Consider the following 17,035-nt stretch of genomic DNA (forward strand, 5'->3'; position numbering starts at 1 on the left):
GTATGGTTCAGCTTTGAACTGTGCGGGCGACTAAATTACCGCGCTTTTGAAAAGGACGTTTAGAAGATTTGTGCGGTTTGATGCTGAGCCATAGCTGCCTATGCTGAAAGGCAGAAATCGGCCAAAAGCAATGGGATGGACTCCTCCTCACTTCGGCATCTTGAGTGCCAGACTGAAGGTGCGAACCACAGTCAACAGTGAGAAGGAGTCCACACATGAAGCTTATGCGCATTGGGGTCGACCTGGCCAAGAACGTATTTCAGATCCACGGTGTGGATCGCCACGAGAAGCCGGTCTGGCGGCAGCGACTACCACGTGATCGCTGGCTTCAAACGGTGCTGGAAAAGGTCGAACCTGGTTGTGAGATCGGCATGGAGAGTTGCGGTGGGGCCCATCATTGGGCGCGGCAACTCGAAGCTCTCGGATTTCGAGTCAAGCTGATCGCCCCCCAGTTCGTTAAACCTTATGTCAAAAGCAACAAGAACGACGCGAACGATGCCGAGGCGATCTGCGAAGCAATGAGCCGTCCCAGCATGCGCTTCGTCGCCATCAAGACGATCGAACAACAGGATATCCAGGCGACGCATCGCATCCGGGCCGGCTTAATCGAACAGCGGACGGCCAAAGCCAATCAGATCCGTGGGCTGGTCGCCGAGTACGGTCTAGTTGCACCGAAGGAATTGCTGATGCTGCGTCGTGCAATACCGTGCTGGCTAGAGGATGCGGATAACGGTTTGACGGCACGCTTTCGTCGTCTGTTGGATGGTTTGTGGGACGACCTTCGTGCGCTGGATGGGCGTGTATGCAAGCTCGACGGCGAGATCACTGCGATCGCGACAAACGAGCCGTCCGCCGTTCGCCTTCAACAGCTGCGCGGCGTCGGCCCAATGATCGCCACAGCGCTCGTCGTCGCTCTCGGTGATGCCCGTCAGTTTGCCAATGGCCGACAGTTTGCCGCCTCGCTGGGACTGACACCGAGGCAACACAGCTCTGGTGGTAAGGATCGACTGCTCGGTATCAGCAAGCGTGGTGATACGTATCTGCGAACATTGATGGTGCATGGCGCACGCTCGGCGCTACGCACAGCCAAATCCAAAGAGGATCGACTCAGCCAGTGGGCCGTTCGTTTAGCCGAACGATCGCATCCCAATGTGGCCGCTATTGCGCTGGCCAACAAAACTGCACGCATGGCTTGGGCGATGCTGCATCACGGCACTGATTACCAACCGAATCAGGCAGCGGCCTGATCTATTTACCCGACGTGTTCTACGAGAGAAACAACTCTTCACCACGATTGCGAAGCAACCTGAACGATGGCAAACCGGTCGAACCGGCGTCGGCAAAACCCTCGAATGTCCAAGTGCGAAAAGCACGAAAAAGCGATCGGGAGCCGGCGCGCGAATAGCCCATCATGGCCCTGCATCGAAACGATGCCGTATTTAGAGGCCGAATATACGTGTGCAGTCGGCACGGGAGCCAAAGCAAAGGGGCTTGCAATGAGGAGGAGTCCATATACGGTCGTTCAGTAAAGAGGGAGAAATTTCCAATATGTGTTTTTTTCGCAACAGATTAAAGCCCGCTCTTAGCGTCCGAGTGGGGGCGGCCCATAAAGTTCGGTTTCCCAGTCTTCAAGAGGTGGCGTCACTTTGAAAGATGAGTCGCAGTAGGACCTTAGGTAGTCAGTCGCTCTCTTTTGGGCGTGGGTGAAATTGAGCACATTCCCTTCACTGTCCATTTCTATCACGTTCGCAAATATTGCGAACACCATCTCAATTGCACTTGGTTCTGAGCCATAAACGTCTAGGTACTCCACGTTTTTTAGCATGTAGTGGGTTCCACTTGCCATGAAGTATGCAAATGTTCGGAGTGCCCCACTGAAATCGCTACTTAGCTTTTTCATATAATTTTTCGTAGTAAATATTCTGGTTTGATTGAAGGGCGAGCTCTATCACGTCCCAAGCAAAAAGAAAGGCTTGTACCGTTAACCAGGATCTAAGAATACACAACAGTACCGGACGGCAATTTTATACCGCGCAGAGAGCGGTAACAGACCCCGTTCCCATACACAAGGCCCGCATCCTGGGCTTGAGCTTTAAGCACTAACGCTCGCAGCTTGTGGACGAGTCGAGATAGTCGCTCCCTGAATAACAGCGGTTGAATTGGCCGCCGTGGTTGCCTGGGGTACTGAATTTCACCTAGATATTCCCGCCAGCTTGTGGGTCGCTGATATAGCGCCATTTCGAAATTATTCAAAATTTCCACCGCGTTATTTAGATCGTCACCTCTGAGGCAAAATCTTACGTTCATTGACGTAATGCTTACCCTTGCATCTCTTTGAGCATATTGTTCAAAAGCAGGAGCTATCAGGTAAAAATAACCAAGGGAATGAAAGCAATCAGATCTGAAAACAATTTGGTCTTGAGACTCTAGCCGCCACAATTGCTCTGTTTTTTTCGAGGTGTATAAACCGATGATGTGATGCATGTGACTATCCTGATTACTGACATTCTTATTGGTGACGGCAAGCTCAGTATTTTGCAAAGACTCAGCATAGCGGCCCATGCCATCCATTTGCCACGGTTTTGTCTGCTTCTGGCCCAGGCTGTGTAAAAACGCAGGCCTCGTTTTGAAGTCTGTGTCGCTACGTAAAATCTGACCGTGATTGGCAGATCAGTGGTCCTGAAATTTGCGTAGGAACGCGGTTTTCGTTCCGATTCGAACCTTCAAACCTGCTCTAAAACGTTTTTACACAGCCTGGGTCGATTGCTGCCTGTCGTGAAGGGGGACAGTCGACCCAAACCAGTCATCTGAATTGCGTTGATTGACATGCACGTCACCCGCCACGCTTAGAATTGTGCCGATGATTTACTGATCTCAGACACAGGCTGATCGGTCGGGTAAGCTGGGAGGTTACGGTCGCACCACTAGTGGAATCTGACAGGATAAGTGGATTCAGGTGCGTGGGGGATTTTTGTTTACCTTACGAGGCACCATGGACTCTTCTTTTGACGAATTGATCGACAGGGCGATGTATCTGGGCGTACATCAAGTTGCATACCCAATTGATATCTTAGGTACTGCTAGGTTGTTGGCAGAGCACGCATCCGACGATGCGGACTTTGAAAGGATACTTTCACTGGTTTCAGACCCAGAGAACCATTTTACTCGTTGGGTCGCCATACGAGCCATTGTGATCCTGGGGCCTGCATCGGTGGCCAAAGCCCGCGAAACGCTGAGCGTCCGGATGACGCTTGAGGGTTTTCCTCTCGCCCGACAAGAACTACACAATGCGCTGGCTTCGACGACAGAGTGATGCGGTCACCCCGAAAACGGGATTAGCTGTCAGCGACTATGCTATATGGGGTTCTTGAGACAATGAGTCTGCGTTTCAGTTATGTTTGGCTGCTGCCACTGCTTGAAAAGTCATATGGGACTGTAAAACAGAACCTTTCAGTTGCTGTATCGACGCTGGGCATAAAAAGCTCGATCCCGGAAGAAATATCGTTGTCCCAGTTGCTTGTAACGGCGCTGGAGTCTGACTCTGAATATTGGTCTCAACTTGCAATCAAATGGCTAGATGATGGGTTTCCTGTTGACCAAAAGCTATCCGAACTATTGCTTCAATGCTCATCTCAGAAAGTTCTTTCACAATCCTTTCGACACAAAGCTTTCAGAATTGCTAGACATTGGAAAAGAGAAGAGTAACCCTGCCTGAAGGCCAGGTTCTATGTGGTTTTTCAGTCAACTTTTTCCGCTTACTCGACAGGCAGCTTTTGGCCGTTTTCAGCCGGCCGCGACCGACTGAAAACGACCAGTAGCAATCGCATTCGACAGGTGAACGTCTGAGCGCCTCGCTCAGATATGCAGCCAAGCCAGCGAACCCAACATGACGCCAACACCCGCGGCCCCAAACGAGAGCCGCTTGAGCCATTCCTTACGCGTCAGCAAGGTAATGGCCGCCAGTGAAATTGCTATTTGAATCGCTGTCATTGCCTGGGCCCAGCGGTGATGCTGATGCAACGCCTGCTCTGACTTCTCGTCCCACTCCCTTGCCCGTTGTTCGAATGCTTCAGCCTTCTTGCGCGCCTCCTCCTTCTGTTCCCCGTACCGCCGCGCCTCAGCAACATAATGGGCGGAGTCCAGCCCTGGGAGATGGCTTGCCAGATCCGACAGGTTCTGCCGGCTGGACTTGGCCTGGTAATAATTCCACTCGTTGGCGGCTTCGGTTTTCTGGATAGCGGCGTTGTTTTTGTCCATGGCCGCCTCATTCTCCGTTGAGCCGGCCTGATAGCTCATCAGGGCGCCGACGGTCGCCATGATGGCTGTCATCACCGCAATCTTGCTGGCAAAGCTGTCGCCTTGTGCATGCGCATGATGGGTGGTGTGCTCAATGTGTTGCTCGTGTGGGCTGGGGACTTCGAACTCTTCAGGCATGGGTGTCGATCTTGGAGGTGTTAGTGGAGATGGACAGCATTATGAATTGTCCCTGATTCTTTGGACACAATTGACTGGCAGCCAGTGGTCCAAAGTGTGTAAAAAGCCCCTGATCTCGATAACGCTGTGCAAGACTCTTATTTCGATGGACGTTGAGGTCACAAACGACCTTAGCTCTTAGTACATTTCACCCGTGACGGTCACCGTCCACAGGACTCGCGAGGAAACACATGATCGATGGTTCCGCCGTTTTGACAGTCTTTTTGGTCTACTTGGCCGGCGTCGTTATCCCCGGGCCAAATTTCGTTGCGGTGGTCCATAAAGCGGTGGCTGCTACACGATCAGAAGCTCTGGCTTTGGTCGCGGGCATCGTACTGGTCAACTTGTTCTGGTCCACCTGTGCAATTGCAGGTCTCGGGGTTGTATTTGCTACGCTCCCTTGGGCTGCGCTTGTTGTAAAGGTTCTGGGCGCCGCCTACCTGATGTGGTTCGGATTCCGACTGCTGATCAACGCAGGGAAGAATGCGCTTGGCCCGCTAAATGATGCCATCGCCGGCAGTTGCCGGCAGTCCTTCATTCAGGGTGTGGTTACCAATATTGGCAACCCCAAGTCCATGGCTTTCTATGCCGCTGTCTTTTCAGCCGCAGCCCCCGCCCACGTTTCGCCAGGCACGTTTTTGTCGATGCTGGCAGTTGTCGTGGTGGTTTCAATGACCTGGTATGGAATGGTCGCAATCGCTCTTTCGCAATCCAAGATCGCTGCCGGGTACCAAGGGAGGAAAAAAGCAATTGATCGACTGTGCGGTGGGTTGATTTTGTCTTTGGGGATTCGCCAACTGGTTTAGCAATCCTCTCCTTTATCCGAGAAGAAGGAGACACACTTCGCGATGTCTTCCCCGCTCCCCTCCCCGGCTGCGTACAGTTCTTCTCGATGGGTCAGGGCCTGGAGCCCGCGTCCATTTCGCAGGCCCGCGTCAGTGCTTGCGTATCGATATACTCCCGGATGTTCGTCAGCTTTCCATTTCGCACGGTAATGGCGAAGACCCAATCGTCCTCCCACGTTTTATTCGTGGCTTTGATTCTCCCCTTGGCGAAGCCGACGACCAGAACCCGGTCACCCTGCGCCACGTATTCGTGGAACTCCATGACAGAGGTTTCCATCTTTTCGGAAGCCTTCTGAAGCAGATCTTCCAATCCCGCGTGCCCGCGATGCGTGCCAGCCAGCGGCCAGTCCTCGCCCGGAATGATCCATTCAATATCTTCGGAAGTCAGCGCCATTAGACCTCGCCTATCGCTGCGGCCCATTGCAGTAAAGAAGTCCTTAACAACCTGAACATTCTTTTGTGTGTTCACCAAAATCTCTCCGCTTCTCTCGCATCTGCTCGCGTCCGTTCTAATCAGATACCTTGTGGACCTGCCGGTGAGGGGCGTGGTGTCGGAGACTCAGCCGATATCGACTTTCAAGGCGATGTCCCAAGTGCCGGCGCCGTTTTTCGCCAGGCCGATCATCATCAGGCCGAGCGCCTCGAGCGTCTGGGCCATGTGCAGGCCACCAACATCCAACGGACGCAGCCCGAGACTTTCGATGAACGTCGAGACGCGTGCCTTGGCCTGCGGATCGTCGGCGGCGATGAACGCATCGAGGGGGCCTCCCTTGGCAAGGACGTGGCCGAAAAGGGTGTTGAATGCCTTCACGACATGCGCGCTGGCGGGGGCGATCCTGGCGATCTCCTGCGCACCAGAACTGCCGGCGGGAGAGACGAGACCCGTGAGGTCCGGCGAGGCCGTGTTGGTGATGTCGATGATCACCTTGCCGTCGAGCGCGTCCCCGTAATCGGCCACCACCGAGGCCGCACCGGTGTAAGGCACGGCGAGGATGACGATGTCGCCAGCGGGCGCGGCCCCATAGGTTCCTGTGGTCGCTCCTGCTGCGAACTTGTCGACCAGCGCCTGCGCCTTGGTGGGGTCGCGGCTGACCACCTCGACGGTGTGTCCAGCTTTGACGGCACGACCGGCGATGGCCGCAGCCATGCCTCCTGAACCGATGATGCTGATAGTGCTCATGTGTAATCTCCAAATGAGTTGGGGTATTGCCCGCAATCTCTGAACGGGCTTCCCCCGGTTGGGATCCCGTGTTGTGCCGGGCTCGTTGCGACCCGGCGAACAGCCTCAGCTCACTCAGGCGGCAGGGAAGTAATGGCCATTGTCCATATCGGCAAACAGGCCCGGCTGCATTGGTGTCCAGCCGAGCATCCGGCGCGTGATATCGCTCGACGCCGGGGTATCCAGCGTCACCAAGTTCGCGAGGAAGCCGAAGAAACCCGGCCCCATCATTACGTCCGCAGGAATGGGCACGACGGGAAGGTTCAGACGGCTGCCAATGGCCTGCGCGATCTCGCGGTACGGGATCGCCCCTTCAGCAACCGCATGCCAGGATCTGCCAGCGGGCCCCTTCTCCAGCGCCAGGCGGAACAGGGTAGCGAGGTCGCGGGCATGCACTGCCGCCCACCGGTTGGAGCCGTCGCCGGGGAAGCCAACGACGCCCTTTTCCTTTGCTTGCCCGATGAGGACCTGAAGGAAACCGGCCTTGTCGGTTGAGCTGTGCATGATTTCAGAAATGCGCACGACCGAAGACCGCACGCCCCGCTCAGCGAGACCGATTACAGTCAGCTCCACGATGTTACGAACCCGCAGGGAGCCCTTATATTGATCGCCAGCCGGAGAAAGAGCCGGATCCTCCTCGGTCGCCGGTCGGCTCTGGAGCGGCCCAGGAACCGGCCAACCCTCGTTAGTCGGCGAACCGATGCTGCCCGACACGACCAGCGGCTTTCCCGTTCCAGCCAGTGCATCACCGTATGCGAGCATGATCTGGACCTCCGCTGCGGCAACAGCGTCGATCCCGCCGACCGGAAGCAGGTCTTGTCGGTGCGCGACGTGGATTACGCCGTCGGCGGCTGCAGCCGCCTCCTTGAGCCCCTCGAGATCATCGAGATCACCGCGACGCACCTTTGCGCCGAGCGCAGTGATCGCCTCCGCCGCGCTGTCTGACCGGGCCAAAGCGGTGACCTCGTGGCCGGCAGCGATGAGGTCGGAGATGATGTATGGACCGGAATGGCCGGTCCCGCCAGTTACGAAAACGCGCATGTTGGTGATCCTTGTAAGTGGGATAAAAAATGGTGCTGCGGGTGCGGTCAGCCGAGAAGGCTGACGCCGATTGAGAAGTGCGTGTGCTTGACGGAGTGGGCAATGAGGCCCAGCGAAAGCAGGCAGGCGTGCTCCAACGTTCGCGCCATGAGTAACGGCCCGGTGTCCATCGGGCGTAATCCGAGGCTCTCGATGAATGCCGAGACGCGTGCCTTCGCCTGCGCGTCGTCTCCAGCGATGAACACGTCCAACGGGTGGCCCTCGACAGGACCGGCAGCCAGGACGTGGGAGAAATGGGTGTTGAACGCCTTGATGACTTCGGCGTCGGCTGGGGCTGCTTTGGCGATTTCCTGCGCGCCGAAACTATTCTCAGGAGTCACAAAGCTTGTGAAGTCGGGGGCGACGGGGTTGGTGATGTCGACAAGAAGCTTGCCTGCCAATTCTTCGCCGTACTGCTTCACCACGTCGAGAACGACTGAATAGGGAACCGCCAGAATGACAATCTCCCCGGCCGGCGCGGCGCCGAACGTTCCTGTCGTCGCGCCGGCTCCGATCTGCTCGGCCAGCGCCCGCGCCTTGATGGCGTCACGACTCATCACCTCGACGGTGTGTCCGGCTTGGGCGGCAAGGCCGCCGATCGCTGCGGCCATGCCACCTGAGCCGATGATGCTGATAGTGCTCATGCGCAGTTTCCTTGCAGGTATGGGGGTTGATCATTCCATGGCTGCTGGTGCGATCCGGCGAACTCATTCAACGTGCGATCCATGCTGATCGCCTTACTTGCAAATAGCAAGTGACCTATGGAATTTTACTTGCGACATGCAAGCGATGCTAAGATCCAGCCATGAAGACAACTCTTAAAGAAGACTTTCGATCCCATTGCGCGGTGAACTACGGCGTGGAGATTTTTGGCGACCGGTGGTCGCTCTTGATCATTCGCGACATCGTTTTTGTTGGAAAGAAGACGTATGGCCAGTTTCTGAAATCGGAAGAGGGAATCGCGACCAATGTTCTTGCTTCCCGACTTGCCTTTCTTGAGGAGCAAGGCGTTCTCTCGAAGGCACCCAGCCCCGACGACAGACGCAAGGACTTTTACACGTTGACCGAGAAGGGCCTGGACCTCATTCCCATAGTGATCAACATTGTGCTCTGGAGCGCGAAGCATGATTCGAAGTCGTACGTGCGGCGCCACGAGGATTTGGTTGCTCGATTAAGTCAAAACCCCATGCAGGTGAGCGAGGAAGTGAAGGCGCTGGTCCGCAATGGCGGGTGCCTCTTTCCTGAGAGCGGGGGATGAACAAAGCGGCGAACGCGCCCTGTCACGGCGCGCAAATGAGTTGGTATCAGTTCCGATGACTCAGGTCCGAGGGCTCGTGACCATTTCCGAGGCCCGCGCCAATGCTTGCGTGTCGACGTACTCCCGGATGTTCGTCAGCTTGCCATTGCGAACAGTGATGGCGAAGACAAAATGGTCCTCAAACGTCCTGTTCGTGGCTTTGACTTTCCAAGTTGTGGCCAGGACCGCATCAACATTTACGATCGCGATTCATCAGCCGAACTTGACCAAGTCCTTGAAGATCAGTTGACCCCAGGTATTTCCGCGCGCCTGCACAAGCAGTCCACCTTCCGAAAGCCCGCCCAGTTTGATCGGCGAGAAACCGAGATTTTCTGCAAGCGCACCCACTTCCGTTGCGGCGCCGTCATCGTCGCTCGCCAGGAACACGACTCTCCTGCCACCCTGTACGGCCGGATCCTGGCCAAGGACGGCAGCGCCCAAATGATTGAAGCCCTTGACCAGTCGTCCACCAGTAAAGGCCTGCGCGACGACTCTGGAAGATGGCTCTCCTCCCAGTTCTTCAGGGGACACGCCGTAGGCATTGGTCACATCGATGATGGTCTTCCCCTTCCAGGTCGGCAACGCCTTAGCGACATCCGGGTGCGACTCGAAACGGACAGCCAAAAAGACGATGTCCGCCTTGACCGCGTCCGCCAGTTTTTTGGGAATGATCTGAGGTCCGATCGCTGCTGCGACGGATGCAAAGCTTTCCGGGGCGCGCGTGGTTGCAACGGCTACTTCGATGCCGTTGCGGGCAAACGCCTTGGCCAGGGCCTGGCCGATATTGCCGAAACCGATGATTGCGTAGCTCATATATTCTCCTCAGGTTTACCACCCCCGGCGGCGCCAAATAGCGGGCCGGGCGTGGCGAGTCAGATTTGCGCCAGGCCGCCGTCGACGGCGACCTCGCTGGCGGTCATGAAGCTGCTGTCCTGCGACGCGAGAAAGGCAGCCACCGCTCCGATCTCCGCTGGATCGGCCATGCGCTGGAGCGGATTCATCGAGGCGAAGACCTTCATGCCCGCCTCGCCTAGCGCGGCCTTCGCGAGTTCGGTCGCCGTCGGCCCGGGCGACAGCACGTTTACCCGGATGCCAGTGCCCTTCAAGTCCTCCGCCCAGGTCCGCGCGAGGTTGCGCACTGCCGCCTTGCTCGCGCTGTAGACGCTGAATGCCGGGGCGCCCGTGGTGCCGGCGCTCGACCCGGTCAGGATGATCGAACCGCCCTGGCCCATCAGCGGCAGCGCCTTCTGGACCGTGAAGATCGTCCCCTTCACATTGGTTTCGAAGGTTTCGTCAATGTGCTCGGCAGTGAGCTTGCCGAGCGGAAGCGGGCCTCCCGCCCCGGCATTGGCGAAAACGATGTCGAGGGTTCCGCGCTCGGCCTTCACCGCCGCGTAGAGTCGGTCGAGGTCGGCCTCATCGGAGACCGAGCCCTTCACCGCGCGGGCATTGGGCCCAAGTTCGGCCACAGCGGCGTCAAGCGCTTCCTGCCGGCGGCCAAAGATGAAGACGAAGGCGCCCTCCTCGATGAAGCGTTTTGCAGCGGCGAGGCCGATGCCCGTAGCGCCACCGGTGATCACAGCGGTCTTTCCATTCAGTCTGGTCATGTCGTACATCCTTCCTAAGCGTTGTATGGAAGCAGGGAGCTGCTTGCTTGAGAACGACTATGCGGATCTAATAACCTAACGACAAGTATGCACTTTTAGGTAAGTACCCAATATGACCACACCTTCTGAAACCTGCGACCCCGGCTGCGGGCTCAACGCCACGCTGCGCATCATCTCGGGCAAGTGGAAACCGCTGGTCCTGTTTTTCCTGCGCGACGGCCCAAAGCGCTATGGCGAACTCAAGCGTTTGATCCCTGGCGTCAGTGACAAGGTGCTGATCCAGCAATTGAAGGATTTGGAGGCCGATCACGTGCTGGCGCGGACCGACTACAAGGAAGTGCCGCCGCGCGTGGATTACACGCTGACCCCGCTCGGTCGCAGCCTGGCTGACGCGATCATCCCGCTGTGCACCTGGGGAACCGAGAACATGGCGGAAGTGGCAAGCATCTTCGCCAAGCGCGACACGCTGCCCTAGCGGGATGTGGCTCGGCATATTGCAGCGACACCGGAGTACATGCGCTCTCGCCACGAACGCAAGAATCTTGAAATGTCGTTTGCCCACCTCAAGCGCATCTTGAAAGTGGATCGTTTACGACTACGTGGCATGAGTGGCGCAACCGATGAGTTCACGCTGGCCGCCGCAGTGCAGAACCTGCGCCGGCTGGCCAAACTTTTACCGCAAGGGCCACCGGTCACGGGATAGGTGCGCCTGCACCAAGTAATAAATCTCAAATTAACCCAATCCACTAGATAACAAACCTCAAAGAAGCCGAACAATGAGGTCGTCGGCTATTTAAGCCGCGGGGTCCTAGAACTTTTCTCTTTTTATCGGTCTATGTGGACAGGCACATCCTCGGTAAGCGCGACCTCGCAGGCTTCCCGCAGTCAGATGGCCACACGTCCATTGTCAATCAGAGGTTGTCTTCGCTCATGAAATTCCATGACCCACGGATGGTGCTCTTCGGCCTGTTCGCGTTCGCGGCAATGGGCTCCGCATCAGCAACACAAATGAAGACCTCAACCCCTGTTTTCGCAACTGAAGTGGCAGCCGTTCAGGCTCCGGTCGAGGCCGCCGGTAACCCTTGGCCAACCTTGGCCAGTACGGCCGGCAAACAGCCAGGCCCCTTGCTGGCCCATGACGACCGATACTGGCATGACGGCCGTTGGCACGATCGTAGAGACGATTGGCGCCGAGACGAATGGCGTAGAGAACAGTGGCGCAGAGAGCAAGCCCGTCGAGAAGCTGAACGCCATCGTTATTGGGAGCGCCACGATGATCGGCCCATGCGGCACCGCTACGAGGACGATCACCGCTACTATCGTCGCTAGCCTGAGAATAGATATCGATGATGCCTTGGGAATGGCGGAACAGACGGAAGTCTGACAATTGATGTGACGCGACGGTCGAAGCTGGACCGTCGCCGACCCGCCAGAAGACACTCAGAAACTCATCCGTGTACCAGATAGGCTCCCAACGGAACCCGATGCCGTAGCTTCTTGCATTTGCCCGGTGGGGGCTGATGCCCGGGCGGACGATCAGGAAACCAGATTCGGCATTTACCCGGAGACGGCCAATGGCCACGGGGAATCTCAACACCATCGTACGCGGGCGCTGGCTCGGCGGAAGCCGATTGCAATTCTCCTTCGGGCATTGCGCGAGCGAAGTTGCCAGCATCGCGCCCAGTATCCGGAGCGGCTTGTTCAGCAGCGGCCATTTCTGCTTCGCGCAGCCTTTGGGCCTCCTCTTCAAGCCCCTTCTGTACTGCGACCTGGTCCTCTTTGGCGTTGGGTGAGGTGCTCGATGCGTTGGCCTGCTGCGCCGCCTGGATCAATTGGAAGTTGCGGTTGCGTAACGCTACGTTGCTACCAACTCTCATGTTCGAGCGCACCGCCAACGTTTCAGCCTGTTGGTACTGCCCCTGCTGAAGACGCAACACACCGAGATAATGCAGCGTCGCGGGATTGTTCGGCTGGATATGCAGAGCACGCTCCAGCGTGGCAGCGGCTTGGTCCAACTGGCCATCTCCATACTGCCGCGATGCGGTTTCGATCAGGGTGGTTGATGCGCTGTTGCTTTGCGAGGGCGCCCTTCGCTCGGCAGCAACCGAACAAAGCGACGTGACGACGCAGAACGCCAGGAGGAGGCTCGGCAGAGAAATCTTGGTTGGCATCAGGGGGCGGACTCAGCTGATCTCGGACGGCACTGTCGTAAAACAGGCCACCAGCACTGCTCGGCATCTGCGATACAGGGCCCCCATTGACCTGGCCAGTACCCTGAAGTTCCCGCCGCAACCGCCACTGCAGACGGAGTGGAATTCGCAGGCCGCCGCACCGGTATCAATTTTTACCTGAAATTTTAAGCTGGTATCATTCAAGCACTGACAAACCGAGCAGAAAATATGAATCGTCGTAAAAAAATAAATCAGTTATTAAAGGCTAACGCCAAAAAGGCCAGCGCCAAACTGGCACCGAAAAGCAAGACTAAATACATTAGTAAAGCTGACCGATTGAAGCTGGCGGCTGAAGCCGGTCAGGACTCAATCACTTGCGCTGAGAGCTGATCTACCTAGCCTTCGCGACCGACCGCTTCCGCCGCAGAGCCCACTTCCCTGCCCAACCGAATCTGACAGATCGCGCGGACGCCAAAACTGCTACAGCGGTTTTTTGTTGAGCTGCAGCAGTTCCCGCACCACGAGTTTACAAACTTGCTTCTTTGTAGGATGACTGAAGAAACTCTGCTATCAGCGATGTGATCTGCTGCTGAATCACCCCACGTGAGCGACCGCCGTCGCCATCCAGGCAAATGATGCCATCGCCTGGTACATCGTCTTCGAGCAGTTTCTGCGCGCCAGGTTTGCACATCGACAAGAAGCTGAAATGGCTTGCGTCGCTGATTTCGACGTAACGGCTTGTCGCCGCAGGCAAGCGTTTGGCCAGGTTGGCAGACTCCAACTCAGCAGGAAGCTCGCGCGATGGTACACCGGCAGCGATCACCAGCGTTGGTACCGGCAGCGCCGCCAGGCTTTCATCGGTCAGGCCCCGTGAAAGGCCCAGGTCCAATGTGACCACAGCAGAGACGCGTTTATCGCGCAAATCGGCGGCCAACGCGGCCTTTGATTTTGAGGTGCTTGCAGGGTTTATCGTTTCGTAGACGGTGCAACTCGCTAACTGCGGGTGAGCTTTGCAGTCAAGGGCGAAGCGGTCTGGATCGAAACGAGCGCCGGCTATCTCCAGGGCGGTCCAGCCGCCGAGTGAATGGCCCACTACTGCAATTCGGTCATTGGCGACCAAGCCGAATTTTTCTGGTTGAGTCGTGACCGCATCTATGGCTCGGCGTAAATCAACCGGGCGCTGCCATAACTGCGCCGCAGCTTGAGGGCTACGGTCATGAGTGGTGGTGCCAGGGTGATTGATTGCGGCGACGATGTACCCCCTATGAGCCAGAGCACTGGCAAGCCAGATCTGGTTGCTCCAGTTCCCCCTGTACCCGTGGGAGAGCACCAGCAAGGGATGCTTGCCAGCAGCGGGCGGCGCGTTACGAACGGCAGAAGCACCGACAAACACCACATCATCGCCGATCAATTGCGTGGCGGCGGTAGTCGCACTGGGGTACCAAACGACCATCTCCAGTGAGCGGTCACTGTGCGGGTCCGGCAGTGTGGAAGATTGGAAGCCGACAGGGTTCTCGTCAGCGAGTGCGAGAGTAGTCAGGCAGATCAACAACAGGGCGCCAAAAGCTATTTTCAATGTCGTTTCTTCCTTGATTAGACAAATACATGGCAACCTGAACCCGCCGTCAGGCGAATCCACCTTCGTACGGAGTCGAAGCTAACGTGGCTGCATAGTGAGCACGGACATTAAAGCCCACAATCGAATCCACGGGCATAAATTTCATCGTTAACTCTGTTCGCGGTCTTTTAGAGAGAAGGCTGAACGTCCGCTTTCCCGCGGGTCTTGCCTAGTGAAAGGCAGTCACCACCCACTAAGCATCCTGCAATTTCTCACGCAGAAACTCGATGAACCGTTGGGTTTTCGCCGGTAACAGTCGCGTCTCGGTGAGGGCATAAACCGAGACGGGCGAAGCCTGCCACAGCGGCAACACTCTGCGCAGCGTGCCATCGGCGAGGTCTACCTGTGGGAGCAGCGCACCGCCGCTCCCACAGGGATGAGTCGCTACATCTCAACCTGCGTACCCAGCTCAATCACACGATTGAGCGGCAAATTGAAGTATTTGAGGTTGCTGTTGGCGTTCTTCAGCAAGAACGCGAACAGGGTCTCGCGCCAACGGGCCATGCCGATACGCTTGGTCGGGACGACCGTCTCGCGGCTGAGGAAATAGGTGGTGCGCATCGGACTGAAATCCAGCTCTTTCAAATGGCACAGACTCAACGCCAGCGGCACATCGGGCTCCTCTATAAAACCGAAGTGCAGACTGACCCGGAAGAACCCTTCGCCAAAAGACTCGATCTCGAACCGCTGATCCGCAGGCACCCGCGGGCGGTCTTCAGACACCACGGTGAGCAACACCACCTGCTCGTGCAGCACCTGGTTATGCAACAGGTTGTGCAGCAGGGCATGGGGGACAGCATCGGATCTGGCCGTCAGAAATACCGCCGTACCCTGCACACGATGGGGTGGTTGCGCGCGAATGCTGCTGATGAACAACGGCAGCGGCAGAGCGGTTTCGTCCAGTCGCTCGACAATGATCTTGCGGCCGCGCTTCCAGGTGGTCATCAAAATGAACAGGGCAATACCGGCGATTACCGGGAACGCACCACCCTGGAAGATCTTCGATATGTTGGCGGCGAAGTACAGACTGTCGACCACGAGAAAACCCAACAGCATCGGAATCGCCAACCAGCGCGGTGTTTTCCACAGCAGCAGGACCACGGCCGAGGACAGGATGGTCGTGATCAACATGGTCCCCGTCACCGCCACGCCATACGCCGCCGCCAGCGCACTGGACGACTCGAAGCCGATGACCAGCAACACGACGCCGACCATCAGCGCCCAGTTCACGAGGCCGATGTAAATCTGCCCCTGCTCCTGACTGGAGGTGTGCTGGATAAACATACGCGGCACGTAACCCAGCTGAATAGCCTGGCGAGTCAGTGAGAACGCCCCGGAAATCACCGCCTGGGAGGCGATGATGGTGGCCAGTGTCGACAGCGCGACCATCGGCAGCAGCGCCCAGTCGGGTGCCAATAGATAGAATGGGTTGCGTACCGCTTCCGGGTTCCCGAGGATCAACGCCCCCTGGCCAAAGTAATTGAGCACCAGGCCAGGCAGCACCAGCATGAACCAGGCACGGGCAATCGGTTTGCGACCGAAATGGCCCATGTCGGCATACAGCGCTTCAGCACCGGTCAATGCCAATACCACGGCGCCCAGAATGGCGATACCAATGCCCGGATGAACCACGAAGAATCGCACCGCCCAAGCAGGATTGAGCGCTTGCAGCACTTCCGGGCGTTGCAGAATGCCGAATGTACCGAGAATGCCCAACACCACGAACCACAGCACCATGACCGGGCCGAACAGGATGCCGATACGCGCCGTGCCATGTTTCTGGATCAGGAACAGTGCTACCAGGACGATAACGGACAGCGGAACGACCCAATGCCCAATGCCCTCGAACGCAAGTTGCAGACCTTCAACCGCGGAGAGCACCGAAATGGCCGGGGTGATCATACTGTCCCCGTAAAACAGTGCCGCGCCAAACAGCCCGAGCAACACCAGGTTCCGGCTCATTTTCGGATAAGGCGCCGAGGCCCGGCGTGCCAGTGCCGTCAAGGCCATGATGCCGCCCTCGCCCTGGTTGTTGGCGCGCAGTATAAACAGCACGTACTTGATCGAGACGACCCAGATCAGCGACCAGAAAATCAACGACAGAATGCCCAGTACACCGTCCTGATTGGCCTGGACACCATAGTGGCCGGCGAACACTTCCTTGAGGGTGTAAAGCGGGCTGGTACCAATGTCCCCATAAACCACGCCGACCGCGGCGACGAGCAAGCCCACTCCTGATGTTTTGGCGTGGGAGTTTTCATGGGCGGGGATCGCTGTTTCGCTCACGGGTAGCTTCTCTGAGATTGAAGGAAATAAATGGCATGCCACCTTCGAGCAAGAGGGTTTGCGGGGTTACCGGGCAAACATTGGAACTCAGCCTTGAAACCCCACGGCTTGATAATGAGATTAGTCCATGGGTGTCATGCCGTTCGTTCAGGCGACCTGGAGAGTTTGCAGGCCTGTCGACGATCAAAAAAACGCGGCAAGTATCCTCGCAAGGGAAAACACCTACCGTAAAGAAAGCGTAAAAATGTACGGGCAGCAGCGAGCGAATTTCGATCAAGCTTCTTGTGCGCGACCAAAAATAGTCCTTAATTAGAGGCAAGGTTCTTTCCGGGACCTCGCCACATCGCTATATCCTGTGTTTCAACCCGAATCACCTGAATCGAGTGCCAAGGCACCACCAGCATGGAGTTTGCGAATGAGCCAAGGGCCTGTCCATGAG

At 57.0% G+C, this 17,035-nt stretch carries 18 protein-coding genes and 2 pseudogenes; 9 read left to right on the forward strand and 11 right to left on the reverse strand.

Annotated features, from left to right (window positions below; genetic code table 11):
* The first annotated feature begins 215 nt into the window (after positions 1–215).
* The 3 genes from LOY28_RS17710 (at position 216) to LOY28_RS17720 (ending at position 3,705) form a co-directional block, all read left to right on the forward strand.
* Entirely contained in the window at positions 216–1,247 is a 1,032-nt protein-coding gene (locus tag LOY28_RS17710) for an IS110 family transposase (RefSeq protein WP_096479963.1), read from the forward strand.
* Positions 1,248–2,992: 1,745 nt separating this feature from the next.
* Positions 2,993–3,313, forward strand: a complete 321-nt coding sequence (locus LOY28_RS17715; RefSeq protein ID WP_096480027.1) for a hypothetical protein — start codon at positions 2,993–2,995, stop codon at positions 3,311–3,313.
* 62 nt (positions 3,314–3,375) lie between these two features.
* On the forward strand, positions 3,376–3,705 hold the full coding sequence (locus LOY28_RS17720) for a hypothetical protein (protein WP_157755467.1): 330 nt from the start codon (positions 3,376–3,378) through the stop codon (positions 3,703–3,705).
* Between the two features lie 150 nt (positions 3,706–3,855).
* Here LOY28_RS17720 and LOY28_RS17725 read toward each other — a convergent pair whose 3' ends face one another.
* A complete protein-coding gene (locus tag LOY28_RS17725) occupies positions 3,856–4,434 on the reverse strand; it encodes a DUF4337 domain-containing protein (RefSeq protein ID WP_018930261.1) in 579 nt (192 codons plus the stop codon).
* 230 nt (positions 4,435–4,664) lie between these two features.
* Here LOY28_RS17725 and LOY28_RS17730 point away from each other — a divergent pair, with 230 nt between their 5' ends.
* The gene (locus LOY28_RS17730; protein WP_258612271.1) at positions 4,665–5,279 is read left to right on the forward strand and encodes a LysE family translocator; all 615 of its coding nucleotides are present in this window, start codon (positions 4,665–4,667) and stop codon (positions 5,277–5,279) included.
* 91 nt (positions 5,280–5,370) lie between these two features.
* Here the strand turns inward: LOY28_RS17730 and LOY28_RS17735 are convergent, their stop codons facing one another.
* The 4 genes from LOY28_RS17735 to LOY28_RS17750 form a co-directional block, all read right to left on the reverse strand.
* Positions 5,371–5,787, reverse strand: coding sequence for a nuclear transport factor 2 family protein (locus tag LOY28_RS17735; RefSeq protein ID WP_018930259.1), 417 nt, complete (start codon positions 5,785–5,787; stop codon positions 5,371–5,373).
* A 90-nt stretch (positions 5,788–5,877) separates the two neighbouring features.
* Positions 5,878–6,498 (reverse strand): NADPH-dependent F420 reductase, encoded by a 621-nt coding sequence (locus LOY28_RS17740; protein ID WP_258612272.1) that lies wholly within the window; start codon positions 6,496–6,498, stop codon positions 5,878–5,880.
* A 114-nt stretch (positions 6,499–6,612) separates the two neighbouring features.
* Positions 6,613–7,578 (reverse strand): SDR family oxidoreductase, encoded by a 966-nt coding sequence (locus LOY28_RS17745; protein ID WP_018930257.1) that lies wholly within the window; start codon positions 7,576–7,578, stop codon positions 6,613–6,615.
* A gap of 47 nt (positions 7,579–7,625) precedes the next feature.
* Positions 7,626–8,261: an NADPH-dependent F420 reductase gene (locus tag LOY28_RS17750; protein ID WP_258612273.1), complete on the reverse strand. Its 636-nt coding sequence runs from the start codon at positions 8,259–8,261 to the stop codon at positions 7,626–7,628.
* A 161-nt stretch (positions 8,262–8,422) separates the two neighbouring features.
* On the opposite strand from LOY28_RS17750, the gene LOY28_RS17755 reads away from it, so the two are divergent.
* Positions 8,423–8,875, forward strand: coding sequence for a helix-turn-helix domain-containing protein (locus tag LOY28_RS17755; protein ID WP_018930255.1), 453 nt, complete (start codon positions 8,423–8,425; stop codon positions 8,873–8,875).
* A 252-nt stretch (positions 8,876–9,127) separates the two neighbouring features.
* Here the strand turns inward: LOY28_RS17755 and LOY28_RS17760 are convergent, their stop codons facing one another.
* Both LOY28_RS17760 and LOY28_RS17765 read right to left on the reverse strand, forming a co-directional pair.
* Positions 9,128–9,727 (reverse strand): NADPH-dependent F420 reductase, encoded by a 600-nt coding sequence (locus LOY28_RS17760; RefSeq protein ID WP_018930254.1) that lies wholly within the window; start codon positions 9,725–9,727, stop codon positions 9,128–9,130.
* 59 nt (positions 9,728–9,786) lie between these two features.
* Positions 9,787–10,521 carry an SDR family NAD(P)-dependent oxidoreductase gene (locus LOY28_RS17765; RefSeq protein ID WP_258612274.1) on the reverse strand — a complete coding sequence of 245 codons (735 nt, stop codon included), beginning with the start codon at positions 10,519–10,521 and terminating at the stop codon, positions 9,787–9,789.
* Positions 10,522–10,633: 112 nt separating this feature from the next.
* Between LOY28_RS17765 and LOY28_RS17770 the strand changes: the two genes are divergently transcribed.
* The 3 genes and pseudogenes from LOY28_RS17770 (at position 10,634) to LOY28_RS17780 (ending at position 11,850) form a co-directional block, all read left to right on the forward strand.
* Positions 10,634–10,996 carry a helix-turn-helix domain-containing protein gene (locus tag LOY28_RS17770; protein WP_018930252.1) on the forward strand — a complete coding sequence of 121 codons (363 nt, stop codon included), beginning with the start codon at positions 10,634–10,636 and terminating at the stop codon, positions 10,994–10,996.
* A pseudogene (locus LOY28_RS17775) lies at positions 10,997–11,224 on the forward strand (transposase); the annotation flags it as partial.
* Positions 11,225–11,451: 227 nt separating this feature from the next.
* A complete protein-coding gene (locus LOY28_RS17780) occupies positions 11,452–11,850 on the forward strand; it encodes a hypothetical protein (RefSeq protein ID WP_245220381.1) in 399 nt (132 codons plus the stop codon).
* Between the two features lie 119 nt (positions 11,851–11,969).
* Here LOY28_RS17780 and LOY28_RS17785 read toward each other — a convergent pair whose 3' ends face one another.
* The gene (locus LOY28_RS17785; protein ID WP_026286737.1) at positions 11,970–12,692 is read right to left on the reverse strand and encodes a tetratricopeptide repeat protein; all 723 of its coding nucleotides are present in this window, start codon (positions 12,690–12,692) and stop codon (positions 11,970–11,972) included.
* 228 nt (positions 12,693–12,920) lie between these two features.
* Here LOY28_RS17785 and LOY28_RS17790 point away from each other — a divergent pair, with 228 nt between their 5' ends.
* Positions 12,921–13,082, forward strand: coding sequence for a DUF2986 domain-containing protein (locus LOY28_RS17790; protein ID WP_018930247.1), 162 nt, complete (start codon positions 12,921–12,923; stop codon positions 13,080–13,082).
* A 136-nt stretch (positions 13,083–13,218) separates the two neighbouring features.
* On the opposite strand, the gene LOY28_RS17795 is transcribed toward LOY28_RS17790, so the two are convergent.
* The 3 genes and pseudogenes from LOY28_RS17795 to LOY28_RS17805 form a co-directional block, all read right to left on the reverse strand.
* Positions 13,219–14,268, reverse strand: coding sequence for an alpha/beta fold hydrolase (locus LOY28_RS17795; RefSeq protein ID WP_258612275.1), 1,050 nt, complete (start codon positions 14,266–14,268; stop codon positions 13,219–13,221).
* Positions 14,269–14,503: 235 nt separating this feature from the next.
* Positions 14,504–14,674: pseudogene (locus LOY28_RS17800) on the reverse strand (LysR family transcriptional regulator); the annotation flags it as partial.
* Positions 14,675–14,694: 20 nt separating this feature from the next.
* Positions 14,695–16,596 carry a potassium transporter Kup gene (locus LOY28_RS17805; RefSeq protein ID WP_050563969.1) on the reverse strand — a complete coding sequence of 634 codons (1,902 nt, stop codon included), beginning with the start codon at positions 16,594–16,596 and terminating at the stop codon, positions 14,695–14,697.
* Between the last annotated feature and the right edge of the window lie 439 nt (positions 16,597–17,035).

The sequence above is a fragment of the Pseudomonas sp. B21-017 genome, assembly GCF_024749245.1.
Taxonomy (GTDB): domain Bacteria; phylum Pseudomonadota; class Gammaproteobacteria; order Pseudomonadales; family Pseudomonadaceae; genus Aquipseudomonas.